24 protein-coding genes and 1 tRNA gene are annotated in these 20,138 nt (G+C 63.9%); 14 read left to right on the top strand and 11 right to left on the bottom strand.

What is annotated here, in order from left to right; all coding sequences use genetic code 11:
- Positions 1-295: 295 nt before the first annotated feature.
- Positions 296-583: a hypothetical protein gene (locus Q8S60_RS14290; protein WP_305278174.1), complete on the top strand. Its 288-nt coding sequence runs from the start codon at positions 296-298 to the stop codon at positions 581-583.
- Positions 584-586: 3 nt separating this feature from the next.
- Here Q8S60_RS14290 and dprA read toward each other — a convergent pair whose 3' ends face one another.
- From dprA to Q8S60_RS14270, 4 genes are read right to left on the bottom strand one after another with little or no spacing between them, the layout of a single operon-like run.
- A complete protein-coding gene (gene dprA / locus Q8S60_RS14285) occupies positions 587-1,702 on the bottom strand; it encodes a DNA-processing protein DprA (RefSeq protein ID WP_305278173.1) in 1,116 nt (371 codons plus the stop codon).
- A gap of 6 nt (positions 1,703-1,708) precedes the next feature.
- The gene (gene plsY / locus Q8S60_RS14280) at positions 1,709-2,353 is read right to left on the bottom strand and encodes a glycerol-3-phosphate 1-O-acyltransferase PlsY (protein WP_305278172.1); all 645 of its coding nucleotides are present in this window, start codon (positions 2,351-2,353) and stop codon (positions 1,709-1,711) included.
- A gap of 56 nt (positions 2,354-2,409) precedes the next feature.
- Positions 2,410-3,711 (bottom strand): dihydroorotase, encoded by a 1,302-nt coding sequence (gene pyrC / locus Q8S60_RS14275; RefSeq protein WP_305278171.1) that lies wholly within the window; start codon positions 3,709-3,711, stop codon positions 2,410-2,412.
- Complete coding sequence (locus Q8S60_RS14270) at positions 3,708-4,691, bottom strand: aspartate carbamoyltransferase catalytic subunit (RefSeq protein WP_305278170.1); 984 nt, start codon at positions 4,689-4,691, stop codon at positions 3,708-3,710. Before Q8S60_RS14270 ends, pyrC begins: the two co-directional genes overlap by 4 nt.
- Positions 4,692-4,804: 113 nt before the next feature.
- On the opposite strand from Q8S60_RS14270, the gene Q8S60_RS14265 reads away from it, so the two are divergent.
- The gene (locus Q8S60_RS14265) at positions 4,805-6,514 is read left to right on the top strand and encodes an isovaleryl-CoA dehydrogenase (protein ID WP_305278169.1); all 1,710 of its coding nucleotides are present in this window, start codon (positions 4,805-4,807) and stop codon (positions 6,512-6,514) included.
- Here Q8S60_RS14265 and Q8S60_RS14260 read toward each other — a convergent pair whose 3' ends face one another.
- On the bottom strand, positions 6,515-7,429 hold the full coding sequence (locus Q8S60_RS14260) for an AEC family transporter (RefSeq protein ID WP_305278168.1): 915 nt from the start codon (positions 7,427-7,429) through the stop codon (positions 6,515-6,517). It abuts the gene before it with no gap.
- Between the two features lie 87 nt (positions 7,430-7,516).
- Between Q8S60_RS14260 and Q8S60_RS14255 the strand changes: the two genes are divergently transcribed.
- Positions 7,517-7,972, top strand: a complete 456-nt coding sequence (locus Q8S60_RS14255; protein ID WP_305278167.1) for a PaaI family thioesterase — start codon at positions 7,517-7,519, stop codon at positions 7,970-7,972.
- Between the two features lie 101 nt (positions 7,973-8,073).
- Here Q8S60_RS14255 and ruvX read toward each other — a convergent pair whose 3' ends face one another.
- The gene (gene ruvX, locus Q8S60_RS14250; protein WP_305278166.1) at positions 8,074-8,544 is read right to left on the bottom strand and encodes a Holliday junction resolvase RuvX; all 471 of its coding nucleotides are present in this window, start codon (positions 8,542-8,544) and stop codon (positions 8,074-8,076) included.
- A 52-nt stretch (positions 8,545-8,596) separates the two neighbouring features.
- Positions 8,597-9,067 carry a hypothetical protein gene (locus Q8S60_RS14245; RefSeq protein WP_305668677.1) on the bottom strand — a complete coding sequence of 157 codons (471 nt, stop codon included), beginning with the start codon at positions 9,065-9,067 and terminating at the stop codon, positions 8,597-8,599.
- Between the two features lie 269 nt (positions 9,068-9,336).
- Here Q8S60_RS14245 and gatC point away from each other — a divergent pair, with 269 nt between their 5' ends.
- The 11 genes from gatC to Q8S60_RS14190 all read left to right on the top strand — a co-directional run bounded on the left by gatC (position 9,337) and on the right by Q8S60_RS14190 (position 17,893).
- Positions 9,337-9,624 (top strand): Asp-tRNA(Asn)/Glu-tRNA(Gln) amidotransferase subunit GatC, encoded by a 288-nt coding sequence (gene gatC / locus Q8S60_RS14240; protein ID WP_305278165.1) that lies wholly within the window; start codon positions 9,337-9,339, stop codon positions 9,622-9,624.
- A gap of 3 nt (positions 9,625-9,627) precedes the next feature.
- On the top strand, positions 9,628-11,106 hold the full coding sequence (gene gatA, locus Q8S60_RS14235; protein ID WP_305278164.1) for an Asp-tRNA(Asn)/Glu-tRNA(Gln) amidotransferase subunit GatA: 1,479 nt from the start codon (positions 9,628-9,630) through the stop codon (positions 11,104-11,106).
- Positions 11,103-12,620, top strand: a complete 1,518-nt coding sequence (gene gatB / locus Q8S60_RS14230) for an Asp-tRNA(Asn)/Glu-tRNA(Gln) amidotransferase subunit GatB (RefSeq protein WP_370867299.1) — start codon at positions 11,103-11,105, stop codon at positions 12,618-12,620. Before gatA ends, gatB begins: the two co-directional genes overlap by 4 nt.
- Before the next feature lie 219 nt (positions 12,621-12,839).
- Positions 12,840-13,313 (top strand): histone H1-like repetitive region-containing protein, encoded by a 474-nt coding sequence (locus Q8S60_RS14225; RefSeq protein WP_305278163.1) that lies wholly within the window; start codon positions 12,840-12,842, stop codon positions 13,311-13,313.
- A 153-nt stretch (positions 13,314-13,466) separates the two neighbouring features.
- Complete coding sequence (locus Q8S60_RS14220) at positions 13,467-14,114, top strand: glutathione S-transferase family protein (RefSeq protein WP_370867298.1); 648 nt, start codon at positions 13,467-13,469, stop codon at positions 14,112-14,114.
- Positions 14,115-14,228: 114 nt separating this feature from the next.
- On the top strand, positions 14,229-14,588 hold the full coding sequence (locus tag Q8S60_RS14215) for a hypothetical protein (protein WP_305278161.1): 360 nt from the start codon (positions 14,229-14,231) through the stop codon (positions 14,586-14,588).
- 129 nt (positions 14,589-14,717) lie between these two features.
- Positions 14,718-15,350: a glutathione S-transferase N-terminal domain-containing protein gene (locus tag Q8S60_RS14210; RefSeq protein ID WP_305668676.1), complete on the top strand. Its 633-nt coding sequence runs from the start codon at positions 14,718-14,720 to the stop codon at positions 15,348-15,350.
- Between the two features lie 178 nt (positions 15,351-15,528).
- A complete protein-coding gene (locus Q8S60_RS14205; protein ID WP_305278159.1) occupies positions 15,529-15,798 on the top strand; it encodes a hypothetical protein in 270 nt (89 codons plus the stop codon).
- Positions 15,799-15,904: 106 nt separating this feature from the next.
- Positions 15,905-16,798 carry an acyl-CoA thioesterase II gene (gene tesB / locus Q8S60_RS14200; protein ID WP_305278158.1) on the top strand — a complete coding sequence of 298 codons (894 nt, stop codon included), beginning with the start codon at positions 15,905-15,907 and terminating at the stop codon, positions 16,796-16,798.
- Positions 16,799-16,865: 67 nt separating this feature from the next.
- A tRNA-Ser gene (locus Q8S60_RS14195) sits at positions 16,866-16,958 on the top strand.
- Between the two features lie 221 nt (positions 16,959-17,179).
- Entirely contained in the window at positions 17,180-17,893 is a 714-nt protein-coding gene (locus Q8S60_RS14190) for a hypothetical protein (RefSeq protein WP_305668675.1), read from the top strand.
- Between the two features lie 34 nt (positions 17,894-17,927).
- Here Q8S60_RS14190 and Q8S60_RS14185 read toward each other — a convergent pair whose 3' ends face one another.
- The 4 genes from Q8S60_RS14185 to Q8S60_RS14170 form a co-directional block, all read right to left on the bottom strand.
- Positions 17,928-18,113, bottom strand: a complete 186-nt coding sequence (locus Q8S60_RS14185) for a hypothetical protein (RefSeq protein WP_305668674.1) — start codon at positions 18,111-18,113, stop codon at positions 17,928-17,930.
- A gap of 151 nt (positions 18,114-18,264) precedes the next feature.
- Complete coding sequence (locus Q8S60_RS14180) at positions 18,265-18,564, bottom strand: hypothetical protein (protein ID WP_305668673.1); 300 nt, start codon at positions 18,562-18,564, stop codon at positions 18,265-18,267.
- Positions 18,561-19,805, bottom strand: a complete 1,245-nt coding sequence (locus Q8S60_RS14175) for a hypothetical protein (RefSeq protein WP_305668672.1) — start codon at positions 19,803-19,805, stop codon at positions 18,561-18,563. Before Q8S60_RS14175 ends, Q8S60_RS14180 begins: the two co-directional genes overlap by 4 nt.
- Positions 19,806-19,809: 4 nt before the next feature.
- Complete coding sequence (locus tag Q8S60_RS14170; protein WP_305668671.1) at positions 19,810-20,136, bottom strand: hypothetical protein; 327 nt, start codon at positions 20,134-20,136, stop codon at positions 19,810-19,812.
- Positions 20,137-20,138 lie beyond the last annotated feature (2 nt).

Genomic DNA, 20,138 nt, shown 5'->3' with positions numbered 1-20,138 from the left:
GAAAAATCGGGAAAAGCCAAGAGGCGCCGCCGCATCCGGCCGTCCTGAGCCGCCGGCTGAACATGGTGAAAAGGGCGGGGCCTGTCAAATCCGGCGGAAATATCGCGGAAATGAAGGGGTTTTCGAGCTGGAGGCCGGTTTTCCGTCCGGGATGAACCAAGTCGGCTATTCGGCACAAACCGGTTGCCATAATATATTATAGACTTAAGGTCTAGTTCCTTGGGCGTGCGTAGATCGACCCGGGAGAGGCAGCATCGCTCGCCTGCCGGCGGGCACGAAGCACAGGATCGTCAAAATGCGGAAGACGTTGCTGAGAGCCGAAACCGTGCCGCAAGTCGGCGACATGCCTGCGGAGCCCCTGAGGCTGAGAAATTACCAGAAGCCGGCCGATCCGATGGCCGATGCAGACGACGAGGCGGTGGCCGCCTATCTGCTCGACCTGATGATCGCGGCGCGCCGGGTGGCGGCAACAAGGGGATTCAGCTTTCTCGCCTACCTGACAGGCGTGGCAGCGGAGGAATCCCGGCTGCTGACGCTTGGCCGCTCCGGCGCGGGGCAAAAGGGCACCGCCGACAAGCGCTGAGGGTCACGCCTCCGGAAGGAGGCTGACCCGGTCGCCGGGATCGCGGTGGAGACGGCCGGCAAGCTCCAGTTCCAGAAGGACCGACCGCACCAGCGGTACGGAAGCGCCCGACTGACGCACGATGTCATCCAGCGGCGTTGGCGTCGGCCCGAGCGCGGAGAGGATGCGCGCGCGGGCATCTTCGTCGTCGGGGATGCCGGGCGCGGCGCGCGGTGCCCAGGAGGGAGGTTCCGGCTCCCCGAAGCGGCGGCCCGGAGGTTCGGCGAGAGCGGCAATTACATCGGCGGCATTTTCGACGAGCGGCGCACCTTCCTTGATGAGGCGGTTCGCGCCCTGCGCGCGCGGGTCGAGCGGGGAGCCCGGCACGGCGAAGACATCGCGGCCCTGCTCCAGCGCGAAACGCGCGGTGATGAGCGAGCCGGAACGCAGCGCGGCTTCCACAACGACGACGGCGAGAGAGAGACCGGAGATCAGGCGATTGCGGCGCGGGAAATGACGTGCCTGCGGGCTGGTGCCGGGCGGCATTTCGGTGACGAGCGCGCCTTGCGATGCGATCGTGGTTTGCAGGTCCCGATTTTCTTCCGGGTAGACGATGTCGAGGCCGCCGGCGAGGACGGCGACGGTGCCGGTGGCGAGCGAGGCGCGATGCGCTGCGGTGTCGATGCCGCGCGCGAGGCCGGAGACGATGGCGAAGCCTTCGGCGGCCAGGGCTTCGGCCATGGTGGCGGCGATGCGGCGGCCGGCGGCGGAAGCGTTGCGCGAGCCGACGATGGCGATGGATTTGCGCGCAAGGAGCGCGACGTCGCCCGCGACCGAGATGACCGGCGGGGGCGGATCGACGGCGGCAAGCCTGAAAGGAAACTCCTCGTCGCCGAGGACGAGAAGCCTGCCGCCGGATTTTTCCGTCTTCGCGAATTCGGCTTCGGCGTCGGCGGCGGTTGCGATTTCTATCCGCCGCTTCGCGCCGCCGCGCGACGCGAGTTCGGGCAGCGCGTCGAGCGCGGCGACGGCATTGCCGAAATGGCCGAGAAGATCGCGGAACGTGACGGGGCCGACATTCTCGCTGCGGGCGAGGCGGAGACGGGCAAGCCGCTCGGCGGGCGAGAGCGGCGATGCCATTCGCGGTCAGGCCCCGGTTTTCTTTTGCCCGATGCGCGACTCGGTGCCGGAGAGGAGCCGCGAGATATTATCGCGATGCGCGATGTAGATGAGAATGACGAGGAGAACGCCGAGGCCGACGAGATGCCACTGGTCGAGCCAGGCGAGATAGACGGGCGTGAGCAGCGCGGCGACAAGCGCGGAGAGCGAGGAGTAGCGCGAGACGGTGGCGACGATCGCCCAGGTGGCGCAGAAGAGAAGACCGACCGGCCAGTGCAGCGCGAGCAGGATGCCGATGAAGGTGGAGACGCCCTTGCCGCCCTTGAAGCCGAGCCAGACGGGAAAGAGGTGACCGAGGAAGGCACCGAGCGCGGCGATGCTCACCATCCATGTGGGATCGACGCCGGTGCGGGCGGCGAGGAGGCCGGCAACGAGAACCGCGACCGCGCCCTTGCCCGCGTCGCCGATCAGCGTGCCGATCGCGACCCAGCGGTTGCCGGTGCGCAGCGCGTTGGTCGCGCCGATGTTGCCCGAGCCGATGTCGCGGATGTCGCCGAGGCCGGCGGCCTTTGTGAGCAGAAGGCCGAAGGGAATGGAGCCCAGCAAGTAGCCGAGCGCGAGCGCGACGAGCAGCAGCGGCGCGGCGGCCATGAAATCGATTTCAGCGGGCATTGTGTTGGTATCCTCCCCCGTACCCCTTCAAACAATCCCTCAGATTGTTCGACAGATTATCGGTCTGCGTCTTCCCCGTGAACATAGACCATGCGGCCGCCTACCATGGTGCGCAAGGCGCGGCCCTGGAAGAGGCGGTCCTCGAAGGGTGTGTTCTTCGAGATCGATTTGAGCCTAGCGGGATCGAGGCGCCAAGGCACGTCCGTATCGATGAGGACGAGATCGGCGGGGAGGCCGGTGGCGAGGCGGCCGCGACCGAGGCCGAGCAGGTCGGAGGGAATGCAGGTGAGGGCGGCGAGGAAGCGGCCGAGCGGCAGGTCGCCGTTGTGGACGAGGGCGAGGCCGGCCGGCAGCAGCGTTTCGAGGCCGATGGCGCCGAAATTCGCCTCGGCGAAGGGGCGGCGCTTCACTTCCGGGTCCTGCGGATCGTGGCCGGAGACGACGACGTCGATGGTGCCGTCGGCGAGACCCGCGACGAGCGCCTTGCGGTCCTGCTCGGAGCGGAGCGGCGGCGAGAGCTTGAAGAAGGTGCGGTAGCTCTGGACGTCGTTTTCGTTGAGCTGGAGATGGGCCGCGGAGACGCCGCAGGTGACGGGGAGGCCGCGCGTCTTGGCGCGGCGGATGATGTCCACCGATGCCTCGCAGGAGACCTGCGAGACGTGATAGCGGCCTCCGGTCGTTTCGAGCAGGCGAAGGTCGCGTTCGATGATGATTGTTTCGGAGACAGCGGGGATGCCGGCGAGGCCGAGGCGGCCGGCGAGCTCGCTCTCGTTCATGACGCCGGTGGCGAGCGTCGGCTCTTCGGCGTGCTGGACGACGAGGGCGCCGAAATGAGCGGCGTAGCTCAGGGCGCGGCGCATGACCTGTGCGTTGGCGACGGATTTCACGCCGTCGGTGAAGCCGACCGCGCCGGCGTCGCGCAGGAGGCCGATCTCGGTCATCTGTTCGCCGTGGAGGCCCTTGGTGAGCGCGGCCATGGTGTGGACGTTGACGACGCCCGTCGCGCGGGCGCGGCGCTCGATGAAATCGACCAGTGCGACGTCGTCGATGACGGGATCGGTGTTCGGCATCACGATCATGGTGGTGACGCCGCCTGCCGCTGCCGCCTGGCTGGAGAGCGCGAGCGTTTCGCGGTGCTCGGCGCCGGGCTCGCCGGTGAAGACGCGGCAGTCGATGAGGCCGGGCGCGAGGACGCGGTTGTTGCAGTCGACGACTTCGGCGCCTTCCGGCAGGCCGTCATTGAAGAGTTGCGGGCCGAGATCGGCGATGCGGCCGTCCTCGACGAGAAGGCCGCCCTTGGCGTCGTAGCCGCTGGCGGGGTCGAGGAGGCGGGCGTTGACGAAGGCGGTGCGGCTCATGAGCGGCCTCCGGCGAGAGGCAACTCATTCGGCAGGTTGCGCGAGAGGGCGTCGAGCACGGCCATGCGGACGGCGACGCCCATTTCCACCTGTTCACGGATGAGGCTGCGGTCGATGTCGTCGGCGACGGCGCTGTCGATCTCGACGCCGCGGTTCATCGGGCCCGGGTGCATGACGAGCGCATCCGGCTTCGCGACGGCGAGCTTGGCGTAGTCGAGGCCGTAGAAGTGGAAATATTCGCGCTGGCTGGGCACGTAGGAGCCGGCCATGCGCTCGAGCTGGAGGCGGAGCATCATCACGATGTCGACGCCTTCGAGGCCCTTCATCATGTCGTGGAAGACTTCGACGCCGAGGCGCTCCACGCCGGCGGGGAGGAGCGTCGGCGGCGCGACGACGCGGACGCGGGCGCCCATCGCGTTCAGCAGCAGGATGTTGGAGCGGGCGACGCGGCTGTGGAGGATGTCGCCGCAGATGGCGACGGTGAGCCCCTGAAGGCGGCCCTTGCGGCGGCGGATGGTGAGTGCGTCGAGCAATGCCTGGGTCGGATGCTCATGCGCGCCGTCGCCCGCATTGATGACCGAGCAGGAGACTTTCTGCGAGAGAAGCTCAACCGCGCCGGAATTCTGGTGACGAATGATGATGAGGTCGGGGTGCATCGCGTTCAGCGTCACCGCCGTGTCGATCAGCGTCTCGCCCTTCTTTACGGAGGAGGAGGAGACCGACATGTTCATGACGTCGGCGCCGAGGCGCTTGCCCGCCAGCTCGAAGGAGCTTTGCGTGCGGGTGGAGGCCTCGAAGAAGAGATTGATCTGGGTGCGGCCGCGAAGGACGGAGCCCTTCTTGTCGACCTGGCGGTTCTGCTCGACATAGGTATCGGCGAGATCGAGAAGGCTTGTGATGTCGTCGGGGGAAAGGCCCTCTATTCCCAGCAGATGCCGGTGCGGGAAGAGGGGCGGGAGCTGTTTTTCAGCGCTGGTCATTAAAGCCGCATTGTATAGGGCCGATTCCGGAGTGCGGCAAGGTGGAATTGGCCGGGCCGGAGGGCGGGTGATAGGCTTCGGTTAACGACCTTTCGCAAGAAGAGGAGCGCCCGATGGACAAGCATGTGGAAACGCCTGCGGATTTCGCGACCCATGAGGTGTTCAACCAGCCGCCGCCGCTGGAGGATGTGAACCTCTTTACCGCCGACAAGGCGCTGCGCGAGACCGTGAAGCGCGAGGGGGCGGGCGATGCGGAGGCGTCGCTGACGGCATTCGGGAAGATTGTGGGGAGCGCAGAGACGATCGATCTCGGGCGGCAGGCGAATGCCTATCTGCCGGTGCTGAAGAGCTTCGACCGGTTCGGGCACCGGGCGGACCGGGTGGAGTTTCATCCGTCCTATCACAAGCTGATGGCGATTTCGGTCGCTCAGGGGCTGCATGGCTCCCCTTGGGACCACCTCAAGGACGGGCTCGCCGCGAAGCCGAAGCCGGGCGCCGTCGTGGCGCGGCTTGCCGGCACCTACATGATGACGCAGGTGGAGGCGGGGCATGGCTGCCCGATCACCATGACGAATGCCGCCGTGCCGGCGCTGCTGTTCCAGCCATCGCTGGCGAAGGAATGGATTCCGCGGATTCTCTCTCGCGAGTATGACGAGCGGTTTATACCGGCGGCGGAAAAGCGCGGCGTGACGCTCGGCATGGGGATGACGGAGAAGCAGGGCGGGACGGATGTGCGCGCCAATACGACAGAGGCTGTGCCGGTCAATGGCGGCGGGCCGGGGGCGGAGTATCGCATCACTGGGCATAAATGGTTTTTCTCGGCGCCGATGTGCGACGCGTTTCTGGTGCTGGCGCAGGCGCCCTCCTTGAATGGAAAAGGTGGGGGCATTTCCTGTTTCCTGATGCCGCGCTTCACGCCGGACGGCGAGCCGAACGCGATCCGCATCCAGCGGCTGAAGGACAAGGTGGGGAACAAGTCGAATGCCTCTTCCGAGGTCGAGTTCCAGGCGGCGAGCGGCTGGCTGATCGGCGAGGAGGGGCGGGGCGTGCGCAACATCATCGAGATGGCGACCTATACGCGGCTCGACTGCGCGGTGGCGACGGCGGGGATGATGCGGCAGGCGGTATCGCAGGCCGTGCATCATTGTTCGTATCGCACCGTGTTCCAGAAGAAATTGATCGACCAGCCGCTGATGGCGAATGTGCTGGCCGATCTTGCGCTGGAGACCGAAGCGGCGACGGCGCTTTCCTTCCGCGTGGCACGCGCGTTCGACCGGGCGCATGAGGACGAGGCAGAGGCGGCGTTCCGGCGGATCATGACGCCGGTGGCGAAATACTGGGTCTGCAAGCGCGCGCCGAACCTCGCCTATGAGGCGATGGAGTGTCTCGGCGGCAATGGCTATGTCGAGGAGGGCATTGCGGGGCGCATCTATCGCGAGATGCCGGTGAACGCGATCTGGGAGGGGTCGGGGAACGTCATGTGCCTCGACGTGCTGCGCGCGCTGATGCGCGAGCCGCAGGCGCTCGATGTCGTGTTCGCGGAACTCGACAAGGCGAAGGGCGCGAATGCGGCTTATGACGGCGCACTCGACGCGCTGAAGGAGGCGTTCGCGGATTTCGGCTCGCTGGAGGGGCGCTCAAGGCAGGTGGTGGAGCAGATGGCGAAAGTGGCGGCGGGTTCGGTGCTGCTGCAGCACGCGCCGTCGTTCGTGTCGGATGCCTATTGCCAGACGAGGCTCGGGCGCGACTGGGGGGATTTGTACGGGACGCTGCCGGCGGGGGCGGATATTGCCGCGATCGTGGAGCGGGCGCGGGTGGCCTAGCTACCCCAGCAACCACAACATCAGCGGCATCGTGACGACGGCGAGGATAGTGCCGCCGGTGATGAGGCTCGCCATCAGGTGCATGTCGCCGCCGAGCTGGCGGGCGAGCATGTAGGAGGATGTGGCGCCGGGGACGGCGGCGCAGATGAGGACGACGAGGCGGGGCAAGCCTTCGACGCCGAAGACGAGGCAGAAGCCCATCATGATGAAAGGCATCGCGATGAGCTTCAGGAAGCTCGTGTAGAGCACGATCCATTTCTTTTCGAGCACGTTCACGATCTGAAGGCCGGCGCCGACGGCGAGGAGGCCGAGGGTGAGCGAGGCGTCGCCGACGATCTTGAAGGTGGTGGCGAGCGGACCGGGGAGGCCGATGCCGGTGAGGTTGAGCGCGATGCCCGCCGCGCAGGCGAGGATCAGCGGATTTCGCGAGAGGAGCTTCGCGACCGTGGCGGGGCCGGCGGGCGTCGCGCCCGCATAGCGCGTCAGCACGGTGACGGAGACGATGTTGGCGATGGGCACCATCACCGCGACCGCGACGGCGGCGAGCGTGAGGCCCGGCTTTCCCCATAGCGAGGCGATGGCGGCAAGCGCCACAAAGCTGTTCCAGCGCGCGGCGCCCTGGAAGACGCTCGAGAATTCCGGGCCGGTCATGGGGAGGAAGCGCTTCGAGAGCATCAGCACGACAACCATCGCCATCATGCCGGCGGCGAGCGCGGCAGCCATCGCGCCGACTTCGCCAAGCGCGATGTCGGCGACGGCGAGCGTGTAGCAGAGCAGCGCCGGAAAGAGGACGTAGTAGTTGATCTGGTCGAGCGGCGCCCAGAGCGCCTCGCCCGGGAAATCCTTGCGGCGGATGACGAAGCCGAGCGCGATGACGAGGAAGACGGGGACGAGGGCGTTCAGGATGGGGAGCATGGGCAGGTCCAGTCTTTATCTCCCGCCTTATTTTTGTCGGATTGCGGCGGTGTTTTTCTGTCGTACCAGATGATGGGGGGGCAGGCTATGGGATGGTGGGCGGAGCAAATCGATCGGAATATCGACGGATCGTCGGAACTGCCGAAGGTCGTGCAACGGCTCAATATCGGCCGCATCGCGGAATGGTCGCCCGGGTATGTGCGGAAGGAATGGGAACTCGATCCCGACATGCTCAATCCGGCCAATGTGTTGTTCGGCGGCTATGTCGGTGTGCTGGCGGACCAGGTGTTCACTTTCACGGCAATGACGGTGCTGGAAGATCATGAGAGTCTCCGAACCAGCGACATGCAAATTCGGTTCTTCCGGCCGATTGCGGCGGGGCCCGTGAAAATCGAGGGCAGGGTCGTCAACCGCGCGAAGAAAAGCGTGCATGTCGACGTGACGTTCACGACGCCGGATGGAAAGCTCGCTGCGAAGGCGAGTGGCGACATGACCGTTCTCAGCAACGAGCCGCTGCTGAAGGCGGCTCGGGAGAAAGGCTAGAGACCGGCCGGGACGAGATTGTAGAAGAATTGCAGCTCTGCCCTTGCCGCCCCTGGATTGCTTCGCCGCGCTGTCGCGCTTCTCGCAATGATGATGCTGGCTCAGAGCTTCCGCAGGCGGTCGAGGGCGCCTTGGAGGATGTAGGCGGCGGCCATCTTGTCCACGAGTTCGGCACGGCGCGCGCGGCTGGCGTCGGCGTCGAGCAGAGTGCGGGTGACGGCCATGGTGGAGAGGCGCTCGTCCCAGAAGGCGATGGGCAGATCGGTCAGTTTTTCGAGATTGCGGACGAAGGCGCGGGTGGACTGGCAGCGCGGCCCCTCGGTGCCGTCCATGTTGAGCGGCAGGCCGAAGACGAGGGCCCCGGCGTCGTGCTGCTTCGCGAGCGCGATGAGGCGTTCTGCGTCGGCGGTGAACTTCGTCCGGCGGATGGTTTCGAGCGGGCTGGCGATCGAAAGGGAGACGTCCGAGAGGGCAAGGCCGATGGTTTTCGAGCCGAGATCGACGCCGATCAGGCGCTGGTTGCGCTTCAGGCCGGGTTTCAGCTCTTCCAGAGGCTTCAGATTGGGGCTCAAGTGCTGACGCCCCAACGGCGGGCGTGATTGATTGATGTAGGCGTCAAGGTGATCACGGCATCATTGAGCGAAATTCGCGGTATTGCTCGGAAGTAAGCCAAGTTGCGGTTTCCCGGCGAGTTCGACGAATGTGATCGACAACCGAATTGGAGATTAAGCGTTCCAGCGGGCATCTGGCGATCACGATTCGAACCTCTACCCGACTTTCGGATTGCTTGTACCAGTCTTGATGCTCCTTCGGTGCTAGATGCCAATTGGGGTCGCTTTTGGTGTGGACCGCCGAAATCGTCTTGCCATAGCCGACGAGCCCTAGCGAGCCGGTTCCAAGAATGATCGCAGGAATGCCTGCCGATATTTCCTGTGGCCGTCGGCGGCCCGTACGAAACCATTGCTCTGGATGGTCTCTTAGGTCTGATCGCCAATCCTTCCAATGGTTTGAGTTTAGACGAAACAAAAGTGCAAAGTGATCCACGGAGCCCTCCCATTGCACGGCCAAGCTTTGCTCCCGAGCGATGGTGCGCAATTTCGTCATATCCCACAAGCTACTGACGAACTTCGCACAATGACTTCAGATTGGGGCTCAAGTGGTTGCGATCCTTGAATAATATCCGACGCGCGGACCATAGGCGGGGCGCGCGCGGGAGGCAATCGGCGGGTACATATATATAGAGGTGCGCCGTTGCGGCGCGGGGCCTCGGCTTGTTATGTTCCCCCGCGATTCAACGAGCAAGGGGCGCCCGCAGGCTTCCGGCCTTCGCCGGCCCCTTTCCGACCACCAACAAAGGCGGACCCATGTCGGTCGATCAGAAAACGGTCCGGCACATCGCCCGGCTTGCGCGGATAGCCGTGCGGGACGATGAGCTGGAAGCGCTTGCGAAGGAACTCAACGGCATTCTCGACTGGGTGGAGCAACTCGGCGAGGTGGACACGTCGGGCGTGGAGCCGATGACGAGCGCCGTCGCCGTCGCCATGAAGATGCGGGACGACGTGGTGGCCGTGCAGAACCTGCAGGCGGAAGTGACGCGCAACGCGCCGAACTCCGAGGACGGGTTCTATGTGGTGCCGAAGGTGGTGGAGTAAGCGATGAGCGACCTGACAAAACTGACGCTCGCCGGCGCGCGCGACGCGCTGAAGAAGAAAGAGATCACCTCCACGGAGCTGACCGGCGCCTATCTCAAGGAGATGGAGGCCGCCGCGCCGCTCAACGCCTATGTGACGGTGACGGCCGACAAGGCGATGGAGATGGCGAAGGCGTCCGACGCGAAGCTCGCGAAGGGCGAGGGCGGACCGCTGGAAGGGCTGCCGCTCGGCATCAAGGATCTCTATTGCACGAAGGACGTGCTGACGACGGCGTGCAGCCATATCCTCGACGGGTTCAAGCCGGCTTACGAGTCGACCGTTACCGCCAATCTGTGGCGCGACGGGGCGGTGATGCTCGGCAAGCTCAATAATGACGAGTTCGCCATGGGTTCGTCGAACGAGACGAGCCATTACGGCTCCGTGGTCAATCCGTGGCGGCGCAAGGGATCGGATGCGAAGCTTGTGCCCGGCGGTTCGTCGGGCGGTTCGTCGGCGGCGGTGGCGGCGGGGCTCTGCCTCGCGGCGACGGCGACGGATACGGGCGGCTCCATCCGCCAGCCGGCGGCGTTCACGGGCACGGTGGGCCTCAAGCCGACATACGGGCGCTGCTCGCGCTGGGGGATCGTCGCGTTCGCCTCGTCGCTCGACCAGGCGGGGCCGATCGGCCGCGACGTGCGCGACACGGCGATCATGCTGGGTTCCATGGCGGGACATGACGAGAAGGACACGACGAGCGTCGACCGCGCGGTGCCGGACTACGAGGCGGTACTCGGGCAGAGCATCAAGGGCCTCAGCGTCGGCATTCCGAAGGAATACCGGGTCGACGGCATGCCGGGCGAGATCGACGAACTCTGGACGCGCGGCATCGAGTGGCTGAAGGCGGCCGGTGCGACGGTCAAGGAAGTGAGCCTGCCGCATACCAAATATGCGCTGCCGACCTATTACATCGTGGCGCCCGCCGAATGCTCCTCCAACCTCGCGCGCTATGACGGCGTGCGGTACGGGCTGCGGGTGGACGGGCACGACATCACGGACATGTACGAGAAGACGCGGGCGGCGGGCTTCGGCGCGGAAGTGCGGCGGCGCGTGCTGATGGGCACCTATGTGCTGTCGGCGGGCTATTACGACGCCTATTACCTGAAGGCGCAGAAGGTGAGGTCGCTGATCGCGCGGGATTTCGCGGAAGCGTTCTCCGAGGTCGACGTGCTGCTGACGCCGACGGCGCCCTCCGCGGCGTTCGCCATCGGCGAAAAAACCGACGATCCGCTGTCGATGTACCTGAACGACGTGTTCACGGTGCCGGTGAACCTGGCCGGATTGCCGGGCATTTCGGTTCCCGCCGGGCTTTCGAGCGACGGACTGCCGCTCGGACTGCAACTGATCGGGCGGACATTCGACGAAGAGACGCTGCTCAAGGCGGCCTATGCGATCGAGCAGGCGGCGGATTTCAAGGCGGCACCCGAAGCGTGGTGGAAAGCATGACAACGATGGTGAGCGATTTCGAGCGCACGATGCGCAAGCGCGAGGCGCGGCCGGAAGACCTGATCAAAGGGCAGACGGGCGACTGGGAGATCATTCTCGGGCTCGAAGTTCACGCCCAGGTGACGTCGAACGCCAAGCTTTTCTCGGCTTCTTCCACCAAGTTCGGCGCGGAGCAGAACACGCAGGTGAGCTTCGTCGACGCGGCGATGCCGGGCATGCTGCCGGTCATCAACCGCTATTGCGTGGAGCAGGCGGTGCGGACCGGGCTCGGCCTCAAGGCGCAGATCAACCTGCGCTCGGTGTTCGACCGGAAGAACTACTTCTATCCGGACCTGCCGCAGGGCTACCAGATCTCCCAGTACAAACACCCGATCGTGGGCGAGGGCGAAGTCGTGCTCGACATGAAGGACGGGCGGACGGTGACGGTCGGTATCGAACGGCTGCACCTGGAACAGGATGCGGGCAAGAGCCTGCACGACCAGCATCCGGCGATGAGCTTCGTCGATCTCAATCGTTCGGGCGTTGCGCTGATGGAAATCGTTTCAAAGCCGGACATGCGTTCCGCAGACGAAGCAAGGGCTTACGTGACGAAGCTCAGAACGATCCTGCGCTATCTCGGCACGTGCGACGGCAACATGGAAGAAGGAAGCCTGCGCGCGGACGTTAACGTTTCGGTGCGGAAGCCCGGCACTCCGCTCGGCACACGCTGCGAAATCAAGAATGTGAACTCGATCCGCTTCATCGGGCAGGCGATCGAATACGAGGCGCGCCGGCAGATCGAAATCCTGGAAGAAGGCGGCAGCATCTCGCAGGAAACGCGGCTTTTCGATCCGAAGACGGGCGAGACGCGCTCGATGCGCTCCAAGGAAGAGGCGCATGACTATCGCTACTTCCCCGATCCCGATCTTCTGCCGCTGGAACTGCTGCAGGACGATGTCGACGCGATCAAGGCGTCGCTGCCGGAACTTCCGGACGAGAAAAAGGCCCGGCTGATATCCGAGTATGGCCTATCGCCATATGACGCGACCGTGCTGGTCGGCGAAGCGGCGCGTGCCGACTTCTTCGAAGCGGTCGCGAAAGGGCGCGATGCGAAGCTCGCGGCGAACTGGGTGACGGGCGATTTCTTCGGCGCGCTGAACCGCGAAGGGCACTCCATCGAGGAGACTCCGGTGACCGCAAAACAGCTCGGAGAGCTCATCGATCTCATCTCGGACGGGACGATCTCGGGGCGAATCGCGAAGCAGGTTTTTGATTCGATGTACAAAACGGGTCGAGACCCGGCCAAAATCGTCAAGGATGAAGGCCTGCAGCAAGTCACGGATTTTGGGGAAATCGAGGCCGCGATCGACGCCGTCATCGCCGCAAACCCCGATAAAGTCGAGCAAACAAAAGTCAAGCCTCAACTTGCCGCATGGTTTGTCGGTCAAATCATGAAATCCACGTCTGGCAAGGCTAATCCGCGCGTCGTGAACGAAATTCTGGCGCGAAAACTCGGGCTATCGTCCGACGGCTGACGAAAATTTCGGCCCCCAAGTGAACCGTTTGTAAACCACTTTACCTGAAGAGTGGGAACGGGCGCGCTTGCACAAAACCTTTGCATTGTGTTGCCGAGCGCAAATTCGGCGCTCATATTATTCGCGAGCGCCTGAGGGGTACGAGGGCGCCAGCAATGTGTGCGTTGCGAGTAAATGGATTGTCGCCAAACAAAACGGCACATCAGGAGCTAGAGAAACATGGCTACCACCACGAAGACGAAAGCTAAGCCGAAGGCCGCCGCCGCCAAAAAGCCGGCCGCCAAGAAGCCCGCAGCCAAGAAGAAGCCGGCTGCGAAGAAGACCGTGAAGAAGCTCGCCGCCAAGACGACGGCCGCGAAGAAGGCCCCGGCCAAGAAGAAGCCGGCAGCGAAGAAGAAGCCCGCTGCCAAGAAGACCGTGAAGAAGGCCGTGGCGAAGAAGACCGTCGCCAAGAAGGCGCCTGCGAAGCGGAAGCCCGCAGCCAAGAAGAAGCCGGCTGCGAAGAAGCCCGCAGCCAAGAAGACGGCCGCCAAGAAAGCGCCGGCGAAGCGCAAGCCCGCCGCGAAGAAGACGACCGCCAAGAAGCCGGCTGCTCGCAAGACCGCCGCGAAGAAGGCACCGGCGAAGCGCAAGCCCGCCGCCAAGAAGCCTGCTGCGAAGCGCAAGCCCGCAGCTCGCAAGAAGGCGGCCTAAAGCGCCGCAATGAGCGATAGACGCCGGCCGAAGCCTGCGAAGGCAGCGGCGAAACATTCCTCAGCGAGGCGGAGTCCCGCGACAAAGCGGGGCGACGCCAAGCTGATCGATCTCTACTACTGGCCGACACCTAACGGCTGGAAGGTTTCGATCATGCTTGAGGAATGCAAGCTGCCTTACGAGGTCAAGCCGGTGAATATCGGTGTTGGCGATCAGTTCAAGCGATCCTTTCTGAAGATCGCGCCGAACAATCGGATGCCGGCCATCGTGGACCCCGGCGGTCCAGGGGGGAAACCGATCTCGATCTTCGAGTCGGGGGCAATCCTTCAATATCTCGGGCGCAAGACAGGGAAATTCTATCCCGACAGCGAGCGCTCGAGAGTTGAGGTCGACCAATGGCTGTTCTGGCAGATGGCTGGGCTTGGTCCCATGGCGGGCCAAGCCCATCATTTTCGTCAGTACGCTCAGGAAAAGATCCCCTATGCGATCAAACGGTATACCGACGAGGTCAACCGGCTCTACGGCGTGATGAACAAGCGCCTGAAGGACCGCGACTACCTCGCCGGCCGCTACTCGATCGCGGATATGGCCTGCTGGGGCTGGATCGTACCCTACAAGAACCAGGGCCAGCAGATCGACGATTTCCCATTCCTGAAAGACTGGTTCGAGCGGGTCAGTGCCCGCCCGGCCGTCAGACGGGGATTTGCCCTCGGTCGCGATTGGCGCCGGGGCACCATCGGTGACGAATCCAAGGAAGCCGAGAAGGCTCGCAAGATCCTTTTCGGACAACGCGCACAATAAGAGGGTGCGGGGCTTAACGGCCCCTCCTCATATGATAAGCTTGCAGCGCTTCCGGGAAACCGGGGGCGCTGTTTGCCTTTCACGCGGTGCGTTCAGGCTTTGCGAGGTTGCCCGATGCGAAAACGACCGACGATTGCGGCGATTGCCGGACTGGCGCTGGCCGGTGCGGCGTTGACGGGTGCCGCCTCGGCGGAAACCGTGACGGCGACGGGTACGCTGCAGATGAAAGACGCCTATGGCACCGAGCAGGCGTGGGGACGCAGCTTGGTACTGCCGCGCGCGGGCAAGGTGGTGCGGGTGATGGATGCGACTTACGGCTTCTCCATCCTGAATGCCGAGGGTGAGTCGGTTGGCGATTTCCTGTTGCCGCAGCAGGCGCTGGGACTCGAACTTGCGGCGGGCGAATACAGCCTGCGGCCATATGTCTGCGCGAAACACCGGCATCATCACGTCGAATTGACGGTCGAGTACTGACGTTTCGCTGTCCGTGCCGGATTTTTTATCTCGCCGACGCGCGGTGCCCTCCCCATATCCCGGCGACCAGATATCCGGCGGGGGGCGGCACGATCCGTGCGCTTCTCGCATATGCGAAAGGCGAGAACGATGATCGATCTCTACACATGGACGACGCCGAACGGCCGCAAGGTCTCCATCATGCTCGAGGAGACAGGGCTTCCCTATGAAGTGCATGCCGTCAACATCGGCAAGAACGAGCAGTTCGAACCGGCCTTCCTGAAGATCAGCCCCAACAATCGCATCCCCGCCATCGTCGATCGCGACGCCGACAGCGGTCCGCTTTCCGTGTTCGAGTCCGGCGCCATCCTCCTCTATCTCGCGGAGAAGACCGGCAAGTTCCTCGCCGCCAAAGGCGAGCAACGCGCGAAGACGCTCGAATGGCTGATGTGGCAGATGGGTGGCGTCGGGCCGATGCTTGGGCAGGCCAGCCACTTCGTCAATGCGGCGCCCGAGAAAATTCCCTACGCCATCGATCGCTACATTTCCGAAGCGGCGCGCCTCATCAAGGTGCTCGATACACGGCTCGGCAAGGCCGAATATATGGGTGGCGATTACTCCATTGCCGACATGGCGACATATCCCTGGCTCGCGGTCGCATTCGACCTGATCGCGCAGGGGAAGCCCGAAATTGTGGGTGAGGGCGCGAATGTGAAACGCTGGCTGGCCGCCGTCGGCGCGCGGCCGGCGGTGCAGCGCGGCATGGCGGTTCCGAAGGTCTGAGGACGGCCGATCTCTCGATGGATTCTTTAACGGCCGCTCACCATGAGGAAACATGAGGGCGGCCGTTAACCATTTTTTCAGCGGGGTCATGGAAATTGATTGCGGGGGGCAGAACTCGACGTTCCGCCGATACGGCAATCACTGGGCTTGAAGCCGATATCCTGAGGAGAGAACGCACATGGCTCGCATGCAGCTCGATACGCTCGAGAAAGGCGAGCTTGCCGCCGAAGGTGGCAAGTGTGATGCGCTTTATAATCTGGGGCTGATGTATTCGACCGGTAACGGCGTCGAGGTGGATCTCGTTACGGCTCACAAGTGGTTCAACCTGGCGGCGATGCAGGGCAGTCTGCCCGCGCGGACATGCCGGGCGGAGCTGACGGTCGAGATGACGCCGGCGCAGATCGCCGAGGCGCAACGCCAGGCGCGCGAGTGGCTGGCCCACCAGTAACGGCTCGCATTTCCTTGTATTTTGCGGTTCAGCCAAAGCCGGTGACAGCGCCGGGCCTTGCGCTTATGTTCCGGCCTTCCGTAGCGCCCGCGCCGCAGGAGAGGCCATGACCGACAATTCCCCCGAAGCCGACCAGTCCGCCGTCGAAGACCTGATCGAGCTTCTCGATCTCGAGCGGATCGAGATGAACCTGTTCCGGGGCCACAGCCCCGATGTGAGCTGGCAGCGCGTGTTCGGCGGGCAGGTGATCGGGCAGGCGCTGGTCGCCGCGTACCGGACGGTGGAGGAGCGGGTCTGTCATTCGCTTCACGCCTATTTCATCCGGCCGGGCGATCCGAAGGTGCCGATCGTCTATGAGGTCGATCGCGCGCGCGACGGCAAGAGCTTCACCACGCGGCGGGTCGTCGCCATCCAGCACGGAAAGCAGATATTCAATCTGGCCGCGTCGTTTCAGACGCCGGAGACGGGCTTCGAGCACCAGAGCACGATGCCCGATGTGCCGCAGCCGGAAGACCTGCCGAACGAGCGGGAACTGAGGAAAGCCATCGAGTCGCGGCTGCCGCCGGAAATTGCAAAGCATTTCGCGCGTCCGCGGCCGATCGAAATCCGTCCGGTCAATCCGCAGGACTATATCGATCCGGCGCCGATGGAGCCGTTTCAGCATGTCTGGTTTCGGGCGCGCAAGAGCGTCGGCGACGACATCGCGCTCAACCAGTGCATCGCCGCCTATGCTTCGGACATGACGCTGCTCGATACCTGCATCCGTCCACACGGGGTGAGCTGGCTGTCGGGGAAGCTGCAGTCCGCGAGCCTCGACCACGCTATGTGGTTCCATGCGCCATTCCGGAGCGACGAGTGGCTGCTTTATACGCAGGACAGCCCGAGCGCCTCGGGCGCGCGCGGTTTCAACCGGGGCAGCCTCTACACGCGGGACGGCAAGCTCGTCGCCTCGGTAGCGCAGGAAGGGCTTATTCGCTACCACGGCAAGCCGAAAGGCTGACGAGCCCGGGGCCTTGCCCGGAATCGCGCTTGATGCGGCGCCCAATCTTGGGCATACACGGGGAGCCGGAGAGGTGGCCGAGTGGCTGAAGGCGGCGGTTTGCTAAACCGTTGTACAGTGTAAAGCTGTACCGTGGGTTCGAATCCCATCCTCTCCGCCATCCCCCCGATACATGTCAGACAAATTGGTCAGACAAATTGGCCCGATTCCGGGACCGGACGCTTTATCTTGTAGCGCGGCGCGCGATTTGGCACTTTTTTGCGCCTGATTTGGCACGGTGAAAAGCTTCCCAATCGCTGGATTTTTGGCTTCTCGGAGGGTGAAACTTCCGGTGCGGGCCATGCTAAAGTCCCGGTTCCGTTTCTTAGCTGGGGAGCTGCCATGACCGATATCCTTACCGTGCTGTTGCTGATCACCCTCATCGTTTTGACCGTTGGCCTTGTCCGGCCTCGGCTCGTCCTTTTCGGCGAGCCCCGCACGCGCGGCCGTGTTGGCTTCATTTATGGCTTTCTGGCAGCAATTCTCTTCGCTGCATTTGGCAACTCCCTTCCTCCCGAGGGGGAAGTGGCCGGAGAAGAACCCGTAATCGACACGGCCGCCGCAGAGCCGGAGCCTGAGCCCCAGCCAGCGCCGCCGGCCGATCCAGCCGAAACGCTCAAGGCGGCCGTCGAAAAGATGGCCGATATCACGGTCGAGCTGGAGGACCGCAACGGCAAGTTCCAGATCGCCGCGACCTACAAGCCCACCGCCATATGGTCAACATCCTCCTATGTGTCAGGGCTCGGCATGCAGCTAAACGACATAGGCCGGTATGCGACGAAGAGCGGGGTTCCCGTTGAGGGTTTTTCTTTGGCCGCCTGGACGCCCACGACGGACAAATACGGCAACTCCGGTGTCGGCCTGGCCTTCGTCCTGGAGATCAAGCCGGAGGACTATGTTCAAGTGAACTGGGAGGGCATCGGCTTCGACCAGCTTCTCAACCTCGCGACCGTGACCGCAACTCCGCTCGGCAAGAAGGCGGCGGCAACATATTGTGCGGACGACGACAATCTGCGTTCGTCGCTCGCCTTTTGCCGCGCAGCGCTGGGCAGCTAACCAGATTCACGATGTCAAAGAGCGGAAGCTCTTCCTAATCGTCCTTCGGCGCGCTAGGCGCGGCGCGCTGAAGGACTTCATGGAGGAAGCGCATCTCGTCGTCGGTGGCCCGCCGATTGAGGTAGATGACTAAGGTCTTGGGGTTCTCGCTGTCCCGGCCGATGCCAGGGCAGCGGAGCGGATCACTGCGTACCTTTTCAAGCGATAGAATCTGTGCCATCAGTCAGCCTCCATGCAACAGCGTCTTACGCGCCGTCGACGGCTCTGGATTTTATCGGTCGCTACTGTCGCCTTTGCAGCGACGGCGGCCGCCACGGTGGTGTCGATCTTTACCATGCTCGGTTGCTAGCCTTCTTCGGGCATCACGGAAGTCATTCCGATATCTCGATCTCTTGGAACGAGACGGCGGAAAGCTCCGCATCCGATTCCGCGAGACGCGCTGCGCAGCGCCAATATCCTGTCGGCTCTATCGGCGTGGTGGTCTCGCCGGTTTCTTCGTCGACGACAGGTTCACCGTCGACCATTTCCGGGTAGGGCCGCTTGACGAGGTTTTCGGCAACGTGCTTCACGCCCTCTTCGTCCGTGACCACGAGGTCGGCTCGCGCGGCTTCCAGCATCGCTATCAGCGCGGCTTCGCTTTCGGCGCGAAGGCGATAAATGACCTCGCTCATGCCGCCCTCGCAATCTGAGAAGAGAGGATCGCGCCCCTGAAGTAGGAATTGCTGTTTGTGACCAACCGGCCGATGGCCCGCTCGCCGGAAATGTCAGGAAGGGTCTCCCCCGCGCCCGACAAAGGCGCAATCTGGTCGCCGCCGTTGATCCTCATCCAGTATGCACCGGGCTTGCATTGATAATCGATGGTCCAGACGCCAGGCGCGTTCACAGCCGACGTGGTGACGAGTCCGACGGCCGAGCCTCCTTTGCGGGTTTCCATCCTCAGCAGATTGGCGGTCGTGTAGAACAAGCGCACTCCATCGGTGACGGTGCCGTAGCTCCAGATGTAACGATTGCTGCTGTCGCCCAGCCGCGCCAGATTGACGGTGTCGCGCCCCGCAAAGCCATCCTGCAAGCCATGGGTGGAGACAATCGACGGGAAGTCCGGGATGCTCAGTGCATCGGCGAAGCGTGTGGGAGCGGGCGACGCATTGCTGATCCACGGTGTCGCGATGCCGGCCGCCACGACATCGAAGCCATGCACGATGACCGATGCTCCTTCGACACCCGACTGCGGGCCGACGTTCCACTCATAGTTTGTGTTTACGGAAGGGGTCCAGAAGAAGCTGCGATGCCAAAGGTTCCCGACGACGTTGACCTCCGCCAGCCCCCCAAGCAAACCGCCTGAGTTAGTGCTGGTATTCGGGTTGCCGGGACTTCCGACGATCACGATGTTGTCGCCTCCGCCGAAGCCCTGAACGCGGAAGTTGCCGCTGGTTTCCGGCTCGTAAAGAGCCGTCACGTAGTATTTGACGCCCGCCGACATGTTCGCTGTCTGCCGCCGACGGTCCGCAGTGGCACCGCCGCTCGCCAGGCGCGCACGCTGGAACACTCCGAGCGGCGACGGCCCGAGATCGGCGACCGTCAGCCCGCCGACACTGCCCCAACCAGCCGCCGCAAGGTTGTGACCGTTAGCCAGCCGAGAACTGAATTGGCCCCAGCAGTCCAGCCCGAGCCCTCCGAGGATGGCGGGCGCATTGGTGCCGAACACATGGTGATTGAAAGCAACGTCCGCCTTGATCGCATCGCCCGCGCGCGTGTTCGCAAGCACGTCGGCGAGGGCGGAAGGCTGATCGTTTCGCCAGAATTGCGGCGCCGTGAGGTTATGGGTTTTGAAGCCCCAAACGGCATTCGGGATCAGCCAGGGATAGCGCGTCAGCCGCCGTTGGCGGGTCTGAAATGTCGCGAGCGGAAGCATGCGCCTACTCAAGCTCCGACACATCCACTGGCACGTCGGCCGCGCCGACGCGAATGATGGCGACGTGTGTGTGACCTTCTGGCACCGCGCGCGTGTGACGCTCGCCCGCAGCGAGAAGATGCGACGTGCCGCTTGCTTCCACGTCCTCGCCGCCGATTTCGTACCGGATTTTTTCGTCCGCGTAGATTTCGATGACGCGCGTACCTGCGCCGAACGGCCCGATTGTGGATGACGCCGCTTGCGCGCTGCCTTGCTTCGCCCCACCGCCGCGCGCGGCGAGAACCGGGACCGGGTGAGCGTTATTGTCGAGCGGCATTTTGAGTTTGGTCATGG

The organism is Parvibaculum sp. (assembly GCF_030694575.1).
GTDB lineage: Bacteria > Pseudomonadota > Alphaproteobacteria > Parvibaculales > Parvibaculaceae > Parvibaculum.
This window is presented reverse-complemented; position numbering and strand designations above follow the sequence as displayed.